Source organism: Streptomyces sp. LZ34, assembly GCF_053890475.1.
Map to the genome: position 1 here is coordinate 9,797,501 of NZ_CM132680.1, position 19,195 is coordinate 9,816,695.

At 71.1% G+C, this 19,195-nt stretch carries 14 protein-coding genes and 1 pseudogene; 9 read left to right on the plus strand and 6 right to left on the minus strand.

Translation table 11 applies throughout. The annotated features are described in order from the left end of the window. Positions 1-33 precede the first annotated feature (33 nt). From ACWY4P_RS42185 to ACWY4P_RS42200, 4 genes are all read left to right on the plus strand, one after another. Positions 34-1,359 carry an ATP-grasp domain-containing protein gene (locus ACWY4P_RS42185; RefSeq protein ID WP_456206121.1) on the plus strand — a complete coding sequence of 442 codons (1,326 nt, stop codon included), beginning with the start codon at positions 34-36 and terminating at the stop codon, positions 1,357-1,359. Next, positions 1,356-3,602 carry an IucA/IucC family protein gene (locus ACWY4P_RS42190; protein WP_456206122.1) on the plus strand — a complete coding sequence of 749 codons (2,247 nt, stop codon included), beginning with the start codon at positions 1,356-1,358 and terminating at the stop codon, positions 3,600-3,602. The genes ACWY4P_RS42185 and ACWY4P_RS42190 overlap by 4 nt, the downstream gene beginning before the upstream one ends. A gap of 106 nt (positions 3,603-3,708) precedes the next feature. Then, positions 3,709-5,466 carry an IucA/IucC family protein gene (locus ACWY4P_RS42195; RefSeq protein ID WP_456206123.1) on the plus strand — a complete coding sequence of 586 codons (1,758 nt, stop codon included), beginning with the start codon at positions 3,709-3,711 and terminating at the stop codon, positions 5,464-5,466. Next, complete coding sequence (locus ACWY4P_RS42200) at positions 5,463-6,692, plus strand: type III PLP-dependent enzyme (RefSeq protein WP_456206124.1); 1,230 nt, start codon at positions 5,463-5,465, stop codon at positions 6,690-6,692. Before ACWY4P_RS42195 ends, ACWY4P_RS42200 begins: the two co-directional genes overlap by 4 nt. Here the strand turns inward: ACWY4P_RS42200 and ACWY4P_RS42205 are convergent. Together ACWY4P_RS42205 and ACWY4P_RS42210 are read right to left on the minus strand one after the other, a co-directional pair. Beyond that, a complete protein-coding gene (locus ACWY4P_RS42205) occupies positions 6,662-7,459 on the minus strand; it encodes a glycosyltransferase family 2 protein (RefSeq protein WP_456206125.1) in 798 nt (265 codons plus the stop codon). The two genes, ACWY4P_RS42200 and ACWY4P_RS42205, sit on opposite strands and share 31 nt — an antisense overlap. Positions 7,460-7,505: 46 nt before the next feature. Continuing rightward, positions 7,506-8,555: a hypothetical protein gene (locus ACWY4P_RS42210; RefSeq protein WP_456206126.1), complete on the minus strand. Its 1,050-nt coding sequence runs from the start codon at positions 8,553-8,555 to the stop codon at positions 7,506-7,508. Positions 8,556-8,778: 223 nt separating this feature from the next. Here ACWY4P_RS42210 and ACWY4P_RS42215 point away from each other — a divergent pair, with 223 nt between their 5' ends. From ACWY4P_RS42215 to ACWY4P_RS42230, 4 genes and pseudogenes are all read left to right on the plus strand, one after another. After that, the gene (locus tag ACWY4P_RS42215; RefSeq protein ID WP_456213241.1) at positions 8,779-10,953 is read left to right on the plus strand and encodes an RICIN domain-containing protein; all 2,175 of its coding nucleotides are present in this window, start codon (positions 8,779-8,781) and stop codon (positions 10,951-10,953) included. A gap of 17 nt (positions 10,954-10,970) precedes the next feature. Next, positions 10,971-11,852: pseudogene (locus ACWY4P_RS42220) on the plus strand (ThuA domain-containing protein); the annotation flags it as partial. Between the two features lie 162 nt (positions 11,853-12,014). Next, positions 12,015-13,223 (plus strand): NAD(P)/FAD-dependent oxidoreductase, encoded by a 1,209-nt coding sequence (locus ACWY4P_RS42225; protein ID WP_456206127.1) that lies wholly within the window; start codon positions 12,015-12,017, stop codon positions 13,221-13,223. Beyond that, positions 13,220-14,158, plus strand: coding sequence for an RNA polymerase sigma-70 factor (locus tag ACWY4P_RS42230; RefSeq protein WP_456206128.1), 939 nt, complete (start codon positions 13,220-13,222; stop codon positions 14,156-14,158). The genes ACWY4P_RS42225 and ACWY4P_RS42230 overlap by 4 nt, the downstream gene beginning before the upstream one ends. A gap of 48 nt (positions 14,159-14,206) precedes the next feature. Here ACWY4P_RS42230 and ACWY4P_RS42235 read toward each other — a convergent pair whose 3' ends face one another. The 3 genes from ACWY4P_RS42235 to ACWY4P_RS42245 all read right to left on the minus strand — a co-directional run bounded on the left by ACWY4P_RS42235 (position 14,207) and on the right by ACWY4P_RS42245 (position 16,965). Then, on the minus strand, positions 14,207-15,130 hold the full coding sequence (locus tag ACWY4P_RS42235) for an RNA polymerase sigma-70 factor (RefSeq protein WP_456206129.1): 924 nt from the start codon (positions 15,128-15,130) through the stop codon (positions 14,207-14,209). 31 nt (positions 15,131-15,161) lie between these two features. Beyond that, positions 15,162-15,635: a carboxymuconolactone decarboxylase family protein gene (locus ACWY4P_RS42240; protein ID WP_456206130.1), complete on the minus strand. Its 474-nt coding sequence runs from the start codon at positions 15,633-15,635 to the stop codon at positions 15,162-15,164. 106 nt (positions 15,636-15,741) lie between these two features. Then, positions 15,742-16,965: an erythromycin esterase family protein gene (locus ACWY4P_RS42245; protein WP_456206131.1), complete on the minus strand. Its 1,224-nt coding sequence runs from the start codon at positions 16,963-16,965 to the stop codon at positions 15,742-15,744. Positions 16,966-17,023: 58 nt separating this feature from the next. Between ACWY4P_RS42245 and ACWY4P_RS42250 the strand changes: the two genes are divergently transcribed. Further along, complete coding sequence (locus tag ACWY4P_RS42250; protein ID WP_456206132.1) at positions 17,024-17,773, plus strand: TioE family transcriptional regulator; 750 nt, start codon at positions 17,024-17,026, stop codon at positions 17,771-17,773. A 76-nt stretch (positions 17,774-17,849) separates the two neighbouring features. Here ACWY4P_RS42250 and ACWY4P_RS42255 read toward each other — a convergent pair whose 3' ends face one another. Continuing rightward, positions 17,850-19,064, minus strand: a complete 1,215-nt coding sequence (locus ACWY4P_RS42255) for a glucuronyl esterase domain-containing protein (protein WP_456206133.1) — start codon at positions 19,062-19,064, stop codon at positions 17,850-17,852. Positions 19,065-19,195: the final 131 nt, after the last annotated feature.

Consider the following 19,195-nt stretch of genomic DNA (forward strand, 5'->3'; position numbering starts at 1 on the left):
CGGTCTTAGGCATGCCTAACCTAATCTCGGTTCGTGAACGAGAATGATCTAGACCGGGCATTCGGCCTGCCCGCAGGAACCGCGACACGGCTTCATCTCCTCGCCCTCAACCCCACCGACTCAGTCACCGAGGGCTTCCTCCCCGCCGCGGCCCGGCTCGGCCTCGCCGTCACCCTCCTCACCGATCAGCCCGACGCGCACCGGCGCGCCTACGACCGCCACGCGTCGGCCGGGGGCGCGCTGCCCGAACTCGACATCGTGCGCTGCGACGTACGGGACTTCCGCGAGGTCATCGGCCGTATCTCCGCCGACGCCTCGACAGCCGACGCCCGGGCGGCCGACACCGACGCCCGGGCGGGCCGCACCGCCGCGATCTTCACCAACAGCGACCACCTCCAGGTCCAAGCCGCCCTCGCCGCCGACTACTTCGGCCTGCCCGGCAAGGACTGGCGCGCCGCGCTGCGCACCAAGAACAAGGCCGAGCTGCGCCGCAGCCTCGCCGCCGCCGGTGTCGACACCCTCTGGTGCGCCGAACTCGCCCCCGACCAGGGCCCCTCCGACCACCCCCGCCTCGCCGGCCCCGGCGTGCCGTACCCCTGCGTCCTCAAGCCGCGCGAGGGCGTGGCCAGCGAAGACGTCGTGCTCGTCACCGACGCGGACGAACTGGCCGAGCGCGTCCGCGAGATACGTGCCCGGCGGCCCGAGGCGTATCTGGTGGTCGAGGAGTTCCTCGACGGCCCGCTACAGACCCTGGAGACCCTCGGGGACGGCCGTACGCTGCACGCCCTCGCCGCCTTCCGCACCGACATCTCCCCGCCCCCGTACTTCATCGAGGAGCGCCTCGAACTGCTCCCCGCCCCGCCCGAGCCGCACACCGGGCAGGTGCTGGACCAGCTGCGGGCGCTGGGCGTGGGCTTCGGCGCCTGCCACACCGAGTACGTCGTCCAGGGCGACCGGGCCCGCATCATCGAGGTCAACTACCGGGCCATAGGGGACCAGTGCGACCTCGTACTCGCCGAACTCCTCGCCATCCCCCTCTTCGAGCACATCCTCCGCACCCACCTCGGCGCCCCCCTCCCCGCCGACCTCGGCGCCCGCACCGACGGCAGGGTCCGCATGGAGTACGTCATGGCCGACCGCGCCGGCCGCCTGACCGACGCCCCCGCCGCGAGCGTCGGCCACCGCGACGGCGTACGGCTCGATTACCGCCCGCTGCGCGAGACCGGCGAGGAACACCCGCTCTACGGCACCAACCGCGACTTCCTCGGCGTGCTCCGCGCCACGGGGACCGACCAGCGGCGGATCGACCGGGCGGTGGCCGGGTTCCTGGCGGCCAACCGGTGGGTGATCGCGCCATGAGCCGCACGGGTGGGGACGCGGGCGACACCGCGGACGCCTTCGAGGCGGAACTGCTGGCGCGCGTGCTCGACGCGCTGCTGAGGGAGGACGCGTACGGGCTGCGCAGCCGCGCCCGGACCGTACGGCGCGCCGACGGCGACTGGCTGCGGGTCGTCCTGACGGACGGCGGGGGTGTGCTGCTGCCGGTCGAGCCGGACGGCTTCCAGTGCGAGATCCGGATCCGGCGGCCGGCGCGGCTGCGGGTGGATGCCGGCCCCGGCGGCGCCGTGCCGGCGCGCGCCGATGGGCTCGCTCCGGAGCGGTCGCCGGCCACCCGCGGCGGTGAGGCGGGCCATGTCACGGCCGGTGACGTGCTGGAGGACGGCACGACGCGTGGGACGGAGGCGCGCGGCGGCCCGGCCCGTGGTGGCGTGACGGGTGGCGTTACGACGTGTGGCGCGGTGGGTTCGGAAGCGTCGGCCGGGGGTGCGGTGTCCGGCGGCGCGAATGGCGCCGGGGTGGCAGTCGGCTCCGGGGAGACCGCGGCTGCGGCTCCCAGGGGCGTGCCGGGCGGGGGTGCGGTGGCCGCCGAGGCGCCCGGCGGCGCGCCGAACGGCGTCGGTAGGTTTGCCGAGGCGACGGCCGGTAGCGCGAAACGCGCCGCGGACCGGGCACCGGGAGCTGCCGACGCGTCGTCACCTCACCTGCCCGGCACGGTACTCACCACCCTCGACGCGGTCCTCACGCGCCTCCGCCACGCCGCCGACCCCGACGACCGTGGCCTCTACGACGCCTTCGTCGTCGAGTGCCGCCGCACGCTGGACGCCATGCGGCTGCACGCGCACACCCGCCCCCGCGTCGTCGAGCGGCTCACCGCCGCATACGGCGACAAGCCCGCCGAGCGGTGGGCGGGGGTGCGCGGCTCGCTCGCGTACGACACGTTGGCCGCCTTCCGCGACCATCCCGTCTATCCCACCGGCCGCGCCCGCCTCGCCCTGAGCGACGCCGAACAGCGCGCTCACGCACCCGAGTTCCACCCCTCCTTCCGCCTGCGCTGGGTCGCCCTCCCGCGTGAGGTGGTCACCGGGGACCCGGCGCGGCTGCCCGACTGGTGGCCCACGCCCGGGGCGCTCGGCCTGCCGTACGGCCACGGCCTGGACGACAGCCACCTGGCCTTCCCGGTCCATCCCCTGAGCGCGCAGCGCCCGCTGGCCGTGGCCCTGCGCGCCACCCACCTCGCCGGCCGGGCCCATCTCGCCGACGACCCGTGGCTCGACGTACGGCCCACGCTCTCCATGCGTACCGTCGCCGTCACCGACGACCCGCTCACCCACCTCAAACTGCCGCTCGCCACCGCCACCCTGGGCGCGCGCAACCGCCGCACCATCAAGCCCGGAACGCTTGCCGACGGCGAGGCGGGGCAGCGGCTCACGGAGGCGGTGCTCGCGCGCGAGCCGCGGGTGGCGCGGGGCGTGCTGCTCGCCGACGAGGGCACGTATCTGCACGCCGGACACGAGTTTCTGGCCACCCTGGTACGGCGCTACCCGCCCGGCCTCGACGGCTGCCAGGTCGTGCCCCTGGCGGCGCTGGCGGCGCTGGCGGCCCCAGGGCCCGGCACCGGGCTCATCGTCGACGCCCTCGCCGCCCGCTACTACGGCGGCGATCTGTGCGCGCTCCTCGACGCCTACCTCACCCTGCTGTTCGACGTGCACACCACCCTCTTCGCGTACGGCGTCGCGCTGGAGTCCCATCAGCAGAACACCTCCCTCGTCCTCGACGAGGCCCACGGCCGGCCACGGCTGCGGCTGCTGCTCAAGGACCACGACGGTCCGCGCGTCCACCCCGCCCGGCTGGCCGATGCCCTCGGCGGCGCCGAGGCCGCCCGCCTCGTGAGCGGATTCGACGACCCGCGGATCCTGACCGACGGCGACGGCCCGGTCGCCGACGTCTTCGCCACCATCACCGTGCATCTGTGCGCCGGCGCCCTCGCCTTCGAGCTCGCCCAGCTCGGCCGGGCCCCGCTGGACGCGCTGCTGCGGCTGATACGCGACCGGTTCGCCGAAGCCGTCGACCGGCTCGGAGACGACCGGCCCGGCGCGCCGGGCGCCGTGCTGCGCGCGTACGTCCTGGACGCCGACCGGCTGCCGGTCAAGGCCATGGTCACCGCGGGCAGTCTGTTCACCAAGCAGCGCTCCGGCGCCGCCGACATCAACAAGCACTACGTCACCGGGCCCAACTACCTCCTCCCGGACCGCGGCCGATGAGCGCCGCGCGCCCTGCCGCGGTGGCCCTCGCTGTCGCGACACTGACAGCCCCCGTCAGCTCAGCAGCCCCCTCAGCAACCCCCTCCGCACCCGCTGGAGTCGCCTCATGACCACGTCCCTCTCCCCATCGGACACGGACACCGACATGGACACCGACACGGACACTGCCGCCCGCGCCGACCACGTCGTCGCCCACACCCTCCTCAACTGCCTGCTCCGCGAGGTGTCCGGGCCGGAACACCAGACCGTCGTGGCCGACGGCCACCTGCGGCTGCGGCTGCCCCGCTGCGGCGTGCTGCTGCGCGTCGCACTGCGCCGCACCTCCCTCATCGGCGCACACCGGTTCACCGGCCCGGTCACCGAGGAGCGGGACGGCGCGTGGGCCGAGGTGTCCTGGCAGACGCTCGCCGAGTACATCCACCGGGAGCTGTGGCTGCGCACCGGCGTGCGCAACGACGAATTCCTCGTTCAGGTGGCCTCCAGCCACGCGGGCGTCACGGTGGCGCTGGAGAGCCGCGAGCGTACGGCGGCCCCGCACACCACCGCCGGCGACCCGCATCTGGCCTACCTCGCCTCCGAGCAGTCGCTGCTCTTCGGCCACCGCTTCCACCCCACCCCCAAGGCGCGCTCCGGCAGCGCCGACTCCTGGGCCCGCTTCGCGCCCGAGACCGGCGCCCGCTTTCCCCTGCACCACCTCGCCGTACGGCGGCAGCACGTACGCGAGGAGTCAGTGTCCACCGCGGCCCTCGCGCCCCTCGACCGGCAGCGCCCCGTGCCCGACGGCTACCGCCTGCTGCCCGTGCACCCCTGGCAGTACGCCATGCTGCGCGACCACCCCGCGCTGCGGGCGGCGGCCGGGCGTGGCGACGTACTGGACCTCGGCCCCGGCGGGCAGGACTTCGCGCCCACCGCGTCCGTCCGCACGCTCTACGACGGACGGGACTTCCTGAAGTTCAGCCTCAACGTCCGGATCACCAACTGCCTGCGCAAGAACGCCGAGTACGAGCTGTCCGGAGCGGTCGCACTGACCCGGCTGCTGGAGCCGGTCGCCGCCGACCTGGCCGCCCGTTTCCCGGGCACCGCGCTGCTGCGCGAGCCCGCGTACCGGACGCTGGACCTCGGTGGCGAGCGGGAGCTGATCGAGGGCTTCGGGGTGATCGTGCGCGAGGGGCTCGCCACCCGGCTGCGCCCCGGGCTCACCGGGCTGCTCGCGGCCGCCGTCGCCGACGAGTACCCGGCCCCCGGCGGGGCGCGGGTCGCCCAGCTGCTCGGCGACACCGGGCCCGGACACGCGCTCGCCTGGTGGGAGGCGTACCTGTCGCTGCTCGTGCCGCCCGTCCTGGCCGCCTACTTCGACCACGGCGTCGTCCTCGAACCCCATCTTCAGAACGTCGTCGTCGGCGTCGACCCCTCCGGCCTGCCGCGCCAGGTCCTCTTCCGCGACCTCGAAGGCACCAAGCTGCTGCCCGAACACCACGCGGCGGCCCTCGCCGCGCTGCCCCCCGCCCTGGCCGGCCCCATGACGTACGACCGCGAGCGCGGCTGGGACCGCGTCGTGTACTGCCTGTTGGTCAACCACCTCGCCGAGATGCTGGCCGCCCTCGCCGACCGCCACCCTCGCCTGGAGCCCGAGCTGTGGTCGGCGGTCCGCCGTGTCCTGGAGGAGTGCGGCGCGGCCCATGACGACCCGCCCGCCCTCCGCGCCCTGACCGCGGGCGTCCCGCTGCCCGCCAAGGCCAACCTGCTCACCCGCTGGGCCCGCAAGGCCGACCGCCACGCGGGTTATGTCCGCATCGTCAGCCCACTCGCCTCGGACCTGCTGTCCGAGGCCGCCTGCGTCGTCGCCCCCGGGAGCCCCCGATGACCACCATGCCCGTCGCCACGCCCCTCACGGCCCCCGTGGCCGCCCTCGCCGACACCCTGACCGGCGACGACCTCCCCGCGTACGTCTACGACCTCGCCGCCCTCGCCGCACACGCGCGGACCGTACGGGCCGCCCTGCCGCCCGCCGTCGAGCTGTACTACGCGGCGAAGGCGAACCCGGCCCCCGAGATCCTGCGCACCCTCGCCCCCCACGTCACCGGCTACGAGGTGGCCTCCGGCGGCGAGCTGGCCCACGTACGCGAGGCCGTCCCCGGACACCCGTCGGCCTTCGGCGGTCCCGGCAAGACCGAGGCCGAGCTGCGCCGCGCGCTGAAGCTGGGCGTGGCGCGCTTCCACGTGGAGAGCGAGCACGAGCTGCGCCAACTGGCCGCCCTCGCCCACGAAGAGGGCCGCACGGCGGACATCCTGCTGCGCGTCAACCTCCCCCTCACCGACGACGCCCTGGGCTCCGCAGCGCTCGCCATGGGCGGCCGCCCGAGCCCCTTCGGCCTCGACCCCGACCACATCGTCGAACGCTGCCTCCCTCTGTTGACGCCGGGCGGCCCCCTCCGGCTGCGCGGCATCCACGCCCACCTCGCCAGCGGCCTCGGCGCCCCCGCCCTCCTCGCGGTCGCCACCCGCGTCACCGACTGGACCCGTGCCCTGTCCGCCCGCCATGGCCTGGCGCTCACCGAGGTGAACGTCGGCGGCGGGATGGGCGTCGACTACGCCCGCCCCGACAGCCGCTTCGACTGGGCCGCGTACGGCAGGGGATTGGCCGAAATCGCCGGGCGGAACCCGGATCTCACCCTGCGGATCGAGCCGGGCCGGGCGCTGACCGTCTACTGCGGCTGGTATGTCACCGAGGTCCTCGACCTCAAGCACAGCGGCGGCGAGGCCTTCGCGGTCCTGCGCGGCGGCACCCACCACCTGCGCACCCCCGCCGCCAAGGGCCACGACCACCCCTTCGCCGTGCTCCCCACCGACACCTGGACCCGCCCGTGGCCACGCCCCGGCGTACGGGACGAGCCGGTGACCCTGGCCGGGCAGCTGTGCACGCCGAAGGACGTCCTGGCGCGGCGGGTGCCGGTCGCGGAGCTGAGGGTGGCGGACCGGGTGGCGTTCGCGCTGGCGGGCGCGTACGCGTGGAACATCTCGCACCACGACTTCCTGATGCACCCGCGCCCCGGCTTCCACTACTTGGGCGGCGCCCCCACCGGGTTGTAGCCCTTCCGCTGCGGGCGCGTCATGGCACGGAGCGCCTGGATGTGTTGTTCGATGACGCACATGCGGGCCTCCCACTCCGATCCTTGGGCGTGGAACGGATGTTGCGTGATCTGCTCGGGGTGCTTGCGGTAGAGAAGGCCGACCTCGTCGTGGAACCATCCGTCGGCCAAGGTGTCGAGCCCGAGGAGCAGGCCTGTGTCGCCCGACGCCGGCAACGCCATCCACCCACCGAGGACCAGTATGAGTTCACGGCGGGCGCAGAGCGTCGCGGGGTGGACCTGAGCCCGTTTGTTGACCTGCCAGTACTGCCAAACACTTCCAGCCGCCAGAAAGCCCTTTTCAGGGTCTCCCTGGAAACCCACGGTCGACCCGTCCGGGAGGAGGTCCAGCGCGCGCGACGTGGTCCATCCCACCCTTGGATAACGGGTCAGGACGTCGATATCCCGGGCGAGCGCGCCCGGCGCGAGGCGGTCATCCGCATCAAAAACCTTGATGAACTCGCTTTCCCCGGAAACGCAGCTGCGGGCGAACGCCATCGTTCGTGCGACCTGAGGGCCACCGTGACGCGAAAAATCGATAGATATTCTGGGGTCATCGCCGGGAAGATGTGCGGCGGCGTTGACGCCTTCGCCGTCTTCTTGCACCAACCACTCCCATTCCCAGCCTTCGGGAAGCTCTTGCTGAGCGATCGACGCGTATGCTTCCGGCAAAAGGGACACGGCGGGTCCGTGCACAGGAGTGACGATGGAAACTAGGCGGCGGCTCACTGGTACTCCTCGGCTCAGGATCCGGGCATGGCGGCAGGTGAGACGCTCAGGTTAGGGGGCGGCCGGATCGTGGAGCGAGCCAGGTCGTGAACCGTTCCCCCAGCTCCGCCCGGGCCGCTTCGACGACGGTTCCCGGGTCATCCAGCGGGGCCAGTCCGAAGTGCCGGTCCAGCCAGGCGAGGTACTCCTCGCGGCCGGGGCTCGCCTCGCCGTGGCGGAAGGCGATACGGCCGCCGTCGTACCAGGGCTCGCCTTCCAGCGATGCGAGGAACTGGAGAAATTCCCGCACGTCGCGGGCGATGAGGTGGATTCCGTCTTCTTTGCCGAGCAGGGCGACGGGGAGGGTGGCCGGGTCGGTCCGGTCGTCGATGCGCCACAGGGCGTACAGCGAGCCACTGCTGTTGGCCAGTGCGAAGGGAACCAAGCGGTCGGCGAGCTCCGGATTCTCCGGCGCTTCGCCGTATCCGTACTCCCCGTACTCCACCGCCAGCCCGAAGCCGGCCGCGTAGTCCTCCTCGATCTCCTCCTCGAACTCCCGCAGGAGATTCAGCTCATGGCAGGGTGAGTACACGGCCTCCGGGATCAGGGGGAATATCCAGGTCGTAAATGCCTTTCCCAGCTCCAGGAGGGCCGCTTCGACGCTGTCGTACGCGTCTTCCAGCGGGCCCAGGCCGAAGTGCCTGTCCAGCCAGGCGAGGTACTCGGCCCGGCAGGGGGTCGGCTCGCTGCGGCGGAAGCCGACACCACCGTCGTCCCAGTCGCTCCAGGGCTCCTCTTCCAGCGACGCGAGGAACTGGAGGAACTCCCGCACATTGCGGGCGACGAGATGGATTCCGCCTTCGTCGCCGAGCAGGGCGACGGGGAGGGTGGCCAGGTCGGTCCGGTCGTCGATGCGCCACAGGGCGTAGAGCGAGCCGCTGGCGTTGGCCTCGGCGAAGAGGATCAGGCGGTCTTCGAGCTCCGGGTCCTTCAGGAATGTGTTGTCGCGTCCGAACGGGTCGTCCAGCGAGAACCCGGCGGCGTACAAGTCGTCGACGCCGTCTTCGAACTCCCGGAGCAGGTTCAGTTCGGGGATGGGTGAGTAAGTGTTCGTCATGAGCCCTCACGTGGACGATGGGAAATCGCGACTCTAGCCATGAGGCAGGCTGCCCGGGAGAGCGGCCGCCGCGGCGCGTTCAAGTCTTTTGGGGTGAACCCCGGGAGAGACCTTTGCCTGCTTCATCTCTTGACGTCCTTGGTTCAGACCTTTAGGTTCACCCATCGCCACCGGCCATCCGCCGGCTGCCCCCCTCGGCACAGGAGGACCCGTGCTCCGAGCCTTGTGTCACGTTCGCCCCTGGACAGCAGCCACCCTGGTCGCGTTGTCGGCCGCGTCCCTTCTGACCGCCGCCGCCCCTTCCCGGGCAGCCGACGCCCTGCCTGGCGGGTGGGCCACCGTCGTGAACAGCGGCAGTGGCAAGTGCCTGGACGCCCGGTCCGCCGGGACCGCGAACGGCACCGCCGTGCAGCAGTACGGCTGCAACAACTCCACGGCCCAGCAGTGGAGTTTCATCACCACGAGCGACGGCTACGTGCGGATCAACAATCGCAACGACGCCAATCAGGTCGTCGACGTGACCGATGTGTCCACCGCCGACAACGCCCCCCTCCAGCTGTGGGCCTACGGAGGCGGCGACAACCAGCAGTGGCAGGCCGTGGACGAAGGCGGCGGTGCCTACCACTTCGTCAACCGGCACAGCGGCAAATGCCTGGACGTTCCCTCCGCGTCGAGCGCGGACAGCGTGCAACTGGCGCAGTACACCTGCAACGGGACCGCGGCCCAGCGATGGCAGGTGGCGCCCGTGTCCGCCCCGCCCGGTGACGTGGACCTCGGCCCGAACGTGGTCGTCTTCGACCCGTCCATGCCGTCGTCCACGATCCAGAGCCGGCTGAACTCCATCTTCCAGCAGCAGGAGACCAACCAGTTCGGCTCCCAGCGCTACGCGGTGATGTTCAAGCCGGGCACCTACAGCAACGACGTCAACGTCGGCTTCTACACCCAGGTCCTGGGGCTCGGTCAGTCACCCGACGCGGTGACCGTCAACGGCGCGGTGCACGCCGAGGCCGACTGGTTCCAGGGCAACGCCACCCAGAACTTCTGGCGCGGTGCCGAGAACCTGTCGGTCACCCCCAATGGCGGGACCGACCGGTGGGCGGTCTCCCAGGCCGCCCCGTACCGGCGGATGCATCTGCGCGGCAACCTCGCCCTGGACGACGGCGGCTGGTCCAGCGGCGGCTACCTGGCCGACAGCAAGATCGACGGGCAGGTGCGCTCCGGCAGCCAGCAGCAATGGCTCACCCGCAACGCGCAGCTCGGCAGTTGGAGCGGATCCAACTGGAACATGGTCTTCGTCGGCAGCCAGGGCGTGCCGGGCAACAGCTTCCCCAACCCCCCGTACACCACGGTGGAGCGAACCCCGGTGTCCCGCGAGAAGCCGTTCCTGTACGTGGACGGCGCCGGAGCGTACAAGGTGTTCGCGCCGTCCACGCGCACCGACTCCTCGGCGACCAGCTGGGCCGGAGGCAGCGCCCCCGGCACCTCGCTCCCGCTGGACGACTTCTACGTCGTGAAGCCGGGGGCGACCGCGGCGCAGATCAACACGGCCCTGGCCGCGGGCAAGAACCTCCTGGTCACCCCCGGCGTCTACCACCTCAACGAGACGCTGAAGGTGACCCGCGCGGACACCGTGGTGCTGGGTCTTGGCCTCGCCACCTTCATCCCGGACAACGGCATCACCGCCATGACCGTCGCGGACGTCGACGGAGTCAAGATCGCGGGCCTGCTCTTCGACGCGGGGACGACCAACTCGCGCACTCTGATGGAAGTCGGGCCCACTGGTGCCTCCGCCTCCCACGCGGCCAACCCGACCTCCCTGCACGACGTGTACTTCCGGGTCGGCGGCAGCGGCGTCGGCAAGGCGACCACGAGTCTCGTGGTCAACAGTGACAACGTCATCGGGGACCACATGTGGATCTGGCGCGCCGACCACGGCAACGGCGTCGGCTGGACCAGCAACACGGCGGACACCGGGCTCGTCGTGAACGGCGACGACGTCACCATGTACGGCCTCTTCGTCGAGCACTATCAGAAGCACCAGACGATCTGGAACGGCAACGGCGGCCGCACGTACTTCTACCAGAACGAGATGCCCTACGACCCGCCCAACCAGGCGGCCTGGATGAACGGCTCCAGCCAGGGCTACGCCGCGTACAAGGTCGCCGACTCCGTCACCAGCCACCAGGGGTACGGCTTCGGCAGCTACTGCTACTTCAACGTCAACCCGGGCGTGACCGCCGAGCACGCCATCGAGGCGCCGAACAACCCCAACGTCCGCTTCAAGGACATGGTCACCGTCTCGCTGGGCGGCACCGGCACCATCCGCCACGTCGTCAACGACCGCGGCGGCCCCTCCAACGCGACCACCAACGTGGCCAACCTGGTCGCCTACCCGTGACACGGCAAGGAGCCCACATGCCCGACAAACGACGCACCACACCGTCCCGGGCGGTGTCCGCGGCCCTGCGGCTGCTGGCCCTGCTGGTCACACTGCTGGGCCTGACGGCAGCCCCCGCCCACGCGACAGCGCACTCCGCGACACCGCACTCCGCGAGAGCGCCGTTCAAGGTGCTGGCCCTCTACAACGGCACCTACGACGCGGCACACATCAGCTTCGTCCGCGAGGCGAACGACTGGTTCCCCAAGCAGGCGGCGCAGAACGGCTTCACGTACAAGGCCAGCAACAACTGGAACCTGCTCGCGGACGGCGGGGTCAACGGCTACCAGGTCGTGCTGTTCCTCGACGATCTGCCGCAGACCACGGCCCAGCGCACGGGCTTCGAGCGGTACATGCGGGCCGGCGGCGCCTGGATGGGGTTCCACGTATCGGCCTTCACCACGGAGGCGCAGAGCTGGTCCTGGTACCACAACCAGTTCCTGGGCAGCGGTGACTTCAAATCCAACACCTGGGGGCCGACCACGGCCAAGCTGAAGGTCGAGGACCGGACACACCCCGCCACCAAGAACCTGCCCGCGCTCTTCACCTCGTCCGTCAGCGAGTGGTACAGCTGGTCGAAGGACCTGCGGCAGAACCCGGACATCAAGATCCTGGCCTCCGTCGACCCGAGCAGCTTCCCGCTCGGCACCGATCCCGACCAGTCCTGGTACAGCGGCTACTACCCCATCCTGTGGACGAACACCACGTACAAGATGCTGTACGCGAACTTCGGCCACAACGCGATGGACTACGCGACCAACACGCCCCTGTCGTCCACCTTCGCGAGCGAGACGCAGAACCGGTTCCTGCTCGACGGGCTGAAGTGGCTGGGCGGCGCGGCCACCACCCAGCCGTCAGCCGCGCGCCCCTGACGCGCCCGTGCCACGGGCGCCGAGCTGTCGACGCCCGTGGCCTGTGTCGCGCATCACATCGACCCCATGTCACGGACGGGCGGGCGGCTTCCATCTGGTGGTCGTCAGCAGGAAGCCGGGGAAACCGGGCATGCCGGGGAAGGCGAAACGATGAGCGACGCACAGCACCAAGCAGACATGGCGACCACCCACCGCGTGGTGATCCTGGGAGCGGGTTACGCAGGCATGTCCGCGGCCGTTCAGCTCGCGGCTCGGGTGGGGCGGCACGAGGGGGTGCGGGTGACCCTGGTGAACGCGCAGGAGAGGTTCGCCGAGCGGCTGCGGCTGCACATGACGGCGAGCGGGCAGCGGCTCGCCGAGCTGAGCATCCCGGATCTGCTGGCAGGAACGGGCGCACGGTTCTTGCGCGGCTGGGTGACGGCGGTGGACGCGGACGCGAAGACCGTGCGGATCGACGACGACCGGGTCCTGCACTACGACACACTGGTGTACGGACTGGGCAGCGTGGCCGACACGGCGGCGGTGCCGGGCGTCGAGGGCCACGCGTACACCCTGAACAGCACCCAGGACGCCGAGGTGCTGGCCGACCGGCTGGCCCGGCTCGGCAGCGGCACGGTGGTGGTCGGTGGCAGCGGGCTGACCGGCGTCGAGTCGGCCGCCGAGATCGCCGAGCGGCACCCGGAGCTGAAGGTCGTGCTGCTGGGCCGGGGCGAGCCCGGGGCGGCCATGAACCCGAAGGCCAAGGCGTATCTGCGGTCCGCGCTTCAACGCCTGGGAGTCCAGGTGCGTTGCGGGGTCGAGGTGGTGAAGGTGCTGCCGGACGCGGTCGAGCTGGAGGGCGGGGAGAGCGTCGCCGCCGATGCGGTCTTGTGGACCAGCGGTACGCGGGTGTCGCCACTGGCGGCCGCCGCCGGGCTGACCGTCGACGAGCGCGGCCGCGTCGTCACCGACGCCGCGCTGCGGTCGGTGTCGCACCCGGAGGTGTACGCCGTGGGCGACGCGGCCGCGATCCGTCAGGGCTACGGCGTCATGCACGGCACCTGCCAGGGCGGCATGCCGACCGGTGTGCACGCCGCGGTGTCGATCGTCCGTGAGCTGAAGGGCAAGCAGCCCAAGCCGTTCCGCTTCGGCTACTACCACACCCCGGTGAGCCTGGGCCGGCACGACGCGGTGGTGCAGTTCACCCGCCCCGACGACAGCCCGCGGCGGATATATCTGACCGGCCGCGTGGCGGCGCGCTATAAGGAGACGGTGACCGCTTCGCCCTGGCCGACCTACGGCCGTATGAAGAAGATGCCCGCCTCGGGCGCGTTCTGGCCCCGCGGCGGCCGCTTCACCCGGGTCCGGGACGCACGATGAACGACCCGAATCCGAATCCGTACCCGTACGCGGACCTCGGCCAGCAGGTGTTCCACCGCCATCGCAACCTGCTGTTCTCGGTGGCCTACCGCGTCCTCGGCACCGCCGCCGATGCCGAGGACGCGGTGCAGGACGCCTGGATCAAGTGGTCGGCCGCCGACCGCTCGCACGTGGCCGACCCCAAGGCGTACCTGACGCGGATCGTGTCGAACCTGGCGCTGGAACGGCTGCGCTCCACCCGGCACAAGCGCGAGACCTATGTGGGGCCGTGGCTTCCGGAGCCGATCCTCACCAGCGGCGACACCGCCGACGTCGTGACCGACGCCGAGTCGGTGTCGATGGCGATGCTGGTGGTGCTGGAGACGCTGAGTCCGCTGGAGCGCGCGGTGTTCGTGCTGAAGGAGGTCTTCGACTTCAGCCATGCCGAGATCGCGGAGGCGGTGGAGCGTTCCGAAGCCGCGGTGCGCCAGGCCGCACACCGCGCTCGTGAGCATGTGCGGGCCCGGCGGCCGCGCTTCGCCGCGGACCGGTCGCGGCAGCGTGAGGTCACCGAGCGGTTCTTCGCCGCCGCGACCGGTGGTGACGTCAACGCGCTGATGGAGTTGCTGTCCCCGGACGTCACCCTGTGGACCGACGGCGGCGGCAAGGTCCGCCAGGCCCTGCGCCCGGTCACGGGGGCACAGACGGTGGCCGCCTGGTTCTCGGCCATCGGCACCGTCACCTACCAGGGCGTCGAGCCTGCCGACATGAAAGCCGAACTCGTCGAGATCAACGGCGGACCGGGCATGGTGTTCAGCGGATCGGGCCGTGTGATCGCCACCGTCACCTTCGATTTCGACGCCGATGGCCGCATCACCGCCATCCACAACGTGGCCAACCCGGACAAGCTCCAGGCCATCGCCGACGGCACCGCTCACGACGTCGGGACGCGGTGAGCGATCCGCCGGGACGGCGAAGTGCTCTGGTGCGGTCGGCTGTGGTGGTTATTCGGTGGGGCGGCGTGCCTGTTTCACTTCACGGTGGACTGCCCAGGCGTCCGCTACCGGGCCCACGTGCCCGAGCTTGTCGGGGTTGATCACCGAGCGGATCGTCTGGATCTGCCCGTCGAGCACATCGAGCGCCAGGGTGTTGAGCACCTTGCCGTCCCGGTCGCGGAAGATCGCGCCCGGCTGGCCGTTGACCTCGTGTGGCTCGAACGTCACATCGACCCGGGCCATCCAGGGGAAGACGGAGACAAGCAGCCGGGCCACGTTCTCGGCGCCGGCGACGGCCCTGGCCAGCTGCGGGGCCTTGCCGCCGCCGTCGCCGACCATCGACACGTCGGCGGCGAGCAGTTCCCGCAGGCCGGCGATGTCGCCTTCGCGGAGGGCGTCGAAGAACCGCGACGCCAGTTCCTCCCGCTCTTTGCGGACCGCTTCGAAGCGCGGCCGCCCGGCGTCCATATGCCGCCGTGCCCGCACCAGCAGCTGCCGGCACGCCGCCTCCGACCGCCCCACCGCCGCGGCGACCTCGTCGAACCCGAAGCCGAACACCTCCCGCAGCACAAACACCGCCCGCTCCAGCGGGCTGAGCCGCTCCAGCAGCAGCAGCGCCGCCATCGACACCGAGTCGGCCAGCTCCACCGACCGCGCCGGATCCTCATAAGGGTCGGCGAGCAGCGGCTCGGGAAACCACGGGCCCACGTACTCCTCCCGCCGCACCCGCGCGGAGCGCAGTACATCGATCGAGATCCGCGTCACCGTGGCCGACAGAAAGGCCTTGGTCGACGTGGGCCGGGTCGCCGAGCCGTCAAAGCGCAGCCATGTCTCCTGTACCGCGTCCTCGGCCTCGCCCACACTGCCCAGAATCCGATAGGCGATCGAAAACAGCAGCGGCCGCAGCTCCTCGAACTCCTCGACCTTGCTCACGCCGACTCTCCTCCTCAGGTGCCGATGCCGATCAGTGGAACTGCCCGGGCTCGTAGTCGCCGGCCGGCTGCTGGGTGATGATGTTCAGCCGGTTCACCATGTTCATGAAGGAGACCATGAGCACCAGGGCGGTGAGCTGCCCCTCGTCGTAGTGCTTGGCGGCGTGCGCCCACACCTCGTCGCTGACCCCACCGGCCGCATCCGCGACCCGGGTCCCCTCCTCCGCCAGCTCCAGCGCGGCACGCTCGGCCTCGGTGAAGACCGTGGCCTCCCGCCACGCCGCCACCAGGTTCAGCCGCACCGAGGTCTCGCCGGCGGCGGCGGCCTCCTTGGTGTGCATGTCGATGCAGACGGCGCAGCCGTTGATCTGGCTTACGCGAAGCGCCACCAGTTCCTGCGTCGCGGCCGGCAGCGGCGAGTCCTTGAGCGCCCTGCCCGCCGACATCACGTACTTGAGGGCCTTGCCGGCGGTCGGGTCGGCGAAGTAGTTCAGTCGCGCGTCCATGGTGTGCTCCTCTGTGGTCGTCAGTGGCTACACCCCTGAGACGAGGTAGCCCGACCCCCTGTGACATGGACGGATGTGACCTGCGTCTCCCGGCCGCCGGCGCACGTCAGCCGGCCAATTCGTGCTGCGGGAGGTCCTTGACGAACACGATCCCGTCGTATCCGGCCAGGTGGGCCGGGTCGAGTGCGGAGTAGCCGTACCAGGGGGACACGCGAGGGGCGGGCGGCGTGTCGCCGAGGGCGGTGGCCATCCGGGAGGCGTCGACGAGGTAGCGGTCCTCCGGGAGCGCGTACAGGAGTCCTTCGACGGTGTCCGGGGGCGGGGTGTCCACGCCCTGGTGCCGGATGGTGCCGAGGGCCGTGGCCACGAAGGCATACCCCTCGCCGAGTTGGGCGCTCACCAGCGCACCGGCGCTCCACCACTCCACCGGCCCCTCCCACATCTGCATCGTGCTCTTCTCCCGCTGGAGATGGGAGTTGTGGGCGTGGATGAGTGCCGGGCCCCGAGCGGCGACGGCGAGGAGGTTGTGGGCCATCATCAAATCCCGCAGCGCGCACAGCCGGGTCATGCGGCTCGGTGAGGTGTCGGCCATCCAGTAGTGGTAGCGCAGCAGGCCGGTGGCGGTGCGTCCGTACAGGCGCGCCCGGTCCCAGGCGTCCCGCGAGGTCGCCGTGATCAGGTGCGGGGTCTGTGCGTCCAGCAGTGCCACCAGGTCGTCGGCGAGCAGCCGCACCTCCCTGGCCTCGGCCGACTGCCCCACGGACTGGGATGGGTCCATCATCGCGGCGGAATTGGTCCACCGGTCGTCGGCGCCGAGCAGGCGGTCGAGCGTTTCCGCGGTGCAGGGGAGCAGGTCCGCGTCCACCCGGGCCGCGAGGTAGCCGTGGAGTGCGGTGAGGGCCTGTCGGGGGCTCGCGGCGCCGGTGATCTCCAGCGGGCCGTCGAAACCGGCGAAGTGGAGGTGCTCGGAGGCGGGCCGGCCGTCGTTGTAGGCGCGCATCCAGCGCACGAGCTCGCGGTTGGCCGCAGAGGTGCTCAACCCCAGGTCGGGGTGGCTGAATCCGCGCTCCATGACCTCGTCGAGAGTGCCCGTGCCCGAGGTGACGTAGTCGTCCACGACCAGGCCCATCAGGCAGTCGCTCTCGATCGCGATCGTCCGGTATCCCTCCTGCTCGACGAGTTGCCGGAAGAGCTCGTTGCGCAGGTCGAGCAGCGTGTCCTCGCCGTGGGTGGGCTCGCCCAGGGCGAGCAGCCGCGGCCGGGCCGGAAGCAGCCGCATGACGGCGGCGGCCTCGACGGTCTGGATGGTGTCCTTGATGTCGGTAGCCATGCCTTAAACGGTATCGTTGAACTTACGGTGGAGACTTTTACGCGATACCGTCGGGCCCGTGGGACGAAACCTTCAAAACGGCAGGCAGCTCAGGCCGATTGACCTGGCGCGCGGGCACGGTCTGTCCACGCAGGCCATCAGGAACTACGAGGAGGCCGGCATCCTTCCGGCAGCCGGTCGCACACCCCACGGCTACCGCACCTACACCCCGCTGCACGCGCGGGCCCTGGACGCGTTCCTCGCCCTGGTGCCCGGCCACAGCCACCAGACGGCGACGTCGATCATGCGGGCCGTGAACCAGGGCGCGGTCGATGAGGCGTTCCGCCTCATCGACGAGAGTCACGCCCAGCTCCTCGACGACCGGCGGACACTCCAGGCCGTGGAGAGCGCCCTCCGCGACCTGGAGCCCACCACGGCGTCCGAACCCGGCGCGGGATCCGAGCCGGCCGGGGTGTCCCGGCCCGGCGGCACGTTCATCGGGCCGCTGGCAGGGAAGCTCGGAATCCGGCCGGCGACGCTGCGCAAATGGGAGCGCGCCGGGCTGGTGCGCCCGGGCCGCGACCCGCTGACCGGGTACCGCGTCTACGACGAGGCCGCCGTACGGGACGCCCGGCTGGCCCACCAGCTCAGGCGGGGCGGCTACCTGCTGGAGCAGATCGCCCCGCTGATTGCCCAGGTGCGGGCGGCCGGCGGGCTGGAGCCACTGGAGGCCGCCCTGTGCGACTGGCGCGGTCGGCTGTCCGCCCGCGGGCGGGCGATGCTGACCGGGGCCGCCGAGCTGGAGGCGTACCTCCGCGAGCGCGGATGAGACGTCGGCAGCCGGCCGAAGAGAACACCGGCCGAAGAGAACAGAGGTCACCAACGGCTCAGCCTCGGCTGGTGTTTCAGGGCTGATCGGTGAGGGTCGGAGTCTGCCAGTTTCTCCATTCGGACAGGTTGCCCGGCTTCTTGCCCGAGATCCTGATCACGCCGGGAGCGCTGCCCGTCTTCAGCAGGAACTTCTGGATGTTCTGCTGCAAAGGGGCCTTCCACTCCGACCTGACGGCGCAGTGGTTGCCGTCCTGGATGTCGGACCAGTAGGTGATGTTGCCCCCTGCGCCGAGCGCCTTGTAGACCTCCGCCCCGCCCAGGGCCGCCACGCTCCCGGACCTGGCGCCCAGCCAGTCGATGTGCGGATTCTCCATGATGAAGAGCCCCCGCGGCGCCACCATGGACACGATTTCGTGCGTGTCCAGCGGCAGCGTGGCCGGGTTGCCCGTGAAGGAGCCGAACGCGTCGCCCAGCCACGGCTGCTCCGAGTAGGCGCTGCTCAGCGGCTGCGAGCCGCTCTCTCCTGGAATCCCGCGGAAGATGGGAGCGCCCGCGGTACCCGACTCGATCGGCATGGTCAGGGCGATCCGCTGGTCGAAGGCGCCGATGGCGAAGGCGCCCTTGCCGTACCGCGAGCATCCCGTGACGCCCATCGCGTCCGCCTTGAGGATGTTGCCGCCCGACTGCTCGATGACGTCGATGATCCGGCTCACCCCCCAGGCCCAGGCCATGAGCACTCCGGTGCTGCTCTGCGAGCCGTAGATGCTGTAGTACGCGCCCTGTTTGTTGTTCCGTGGTGTGCCCTCCCGGCCGACCGCGAGGGGGTCATAGCTGATGACGGCGGCGCCGGAGGCCTTGATGGTGGCGGTGTCCGCGCCGAATCCGCCCACGACCACGACGGCCGGGAAGGGGCCGGAACCACTGGGCAGTTCTACCTTCGCGGAGAAACTGGAGCTCTTGCCCTGGTCGGTCACGTTCACCGTGATGTTGGTGTTCGAGACCGTGCCCGTGACGCCGGCGGGTTTCGTGTGTTTCTCGCCGTAGACGTATTTCTCCGCCAGCTTCTTGATCTCGGCTCGTCTGCATCGCCAGTCGGACTTGGTGGAGATGCGCGTCCCGTTCAGCCTGGTGAAGGGGTCGGGGAGCTTGGAGTTGGCGGTCAAGGAGCCTGGGAGTTGTACGGCGCAGTCGGCACCGTCGTCTTCGACGCCGGCGGCGAGGCGTGCGGGCGCCCCGGGGTTGCCGGTGGCGCCTGCCTGGGGGGTGAGGGTGGTGGCCGTCAGGCTCACGACGGCCACGAGGACCGCGGGTGCCCACACTCGTGGCCGTAATCGCTGAAAGCGCATGTGGGGGACCTCCCTGAAAAGGCATTCTGGCTGTGGGAGCGCTCCCACTTTAGGGGTGGGTCGAGTGGGTAGCA

Bases quoted from the DNA above. Each gene is read 5' to 3' on its own strand.
- ACWY4P_RS42225 (WP_456206127.1), top strand. From the start codon at position 12,015: ATGAGCGACGCACAGCACCAAGCAGACATGGCGACCACCCACCGCGTG.
- ACWY4P_RS42190 (WP_456206122.1), top strand. From the start codon at position 1,356: ATGAGCCGCACGGGTGGGGACGCGGGCGACACCGCGGACGCCTTCGAG.
- ACWY4P_RS42240 (WP_456206130.1), bottom strand. From the start codon at position 15,635: ATGGACGCGCGACTGAACTACTTCGCCGACCCGACCGCCGGCAAGGCC.
- ACWY4P_RS42230 (WP_456206128.1), top strand. From the start codon at position 13,220: ATGAACGACCCGAATCCGAATCCGTACCCGTACGCGGACCTCGGCCAG.
- ACWY4P_RS42195 (WP_456206123.1), top strand. From the start codon at position 3,709: ATGACCACGTCCCTCTCCCCATCGGACACGGACACCGACATGGACACC.
- ACWY4P_RS42245 (WP_456206131.1), bottom strand. From the start codon at position 16,965: ATGGCTACCGACATCAAGGACACCATCCAGACCGTCGAGGCCGCCGCC.
- ACWY4P_RS42210 (WP_456206126.1), bottom strand. From the start codon at position 8,555: ATGACGAACACTTACTCACCCATCCCCGAACTGAACCTGCTCCGGGAG.
- ACWY4P_RS42200 (WP_456206124.1), top strand. From the start codon at position 5,463: ATGACCACCATGCCCGTCGCCACGCCCCTCACGGCCCCCGTGGCCGCC.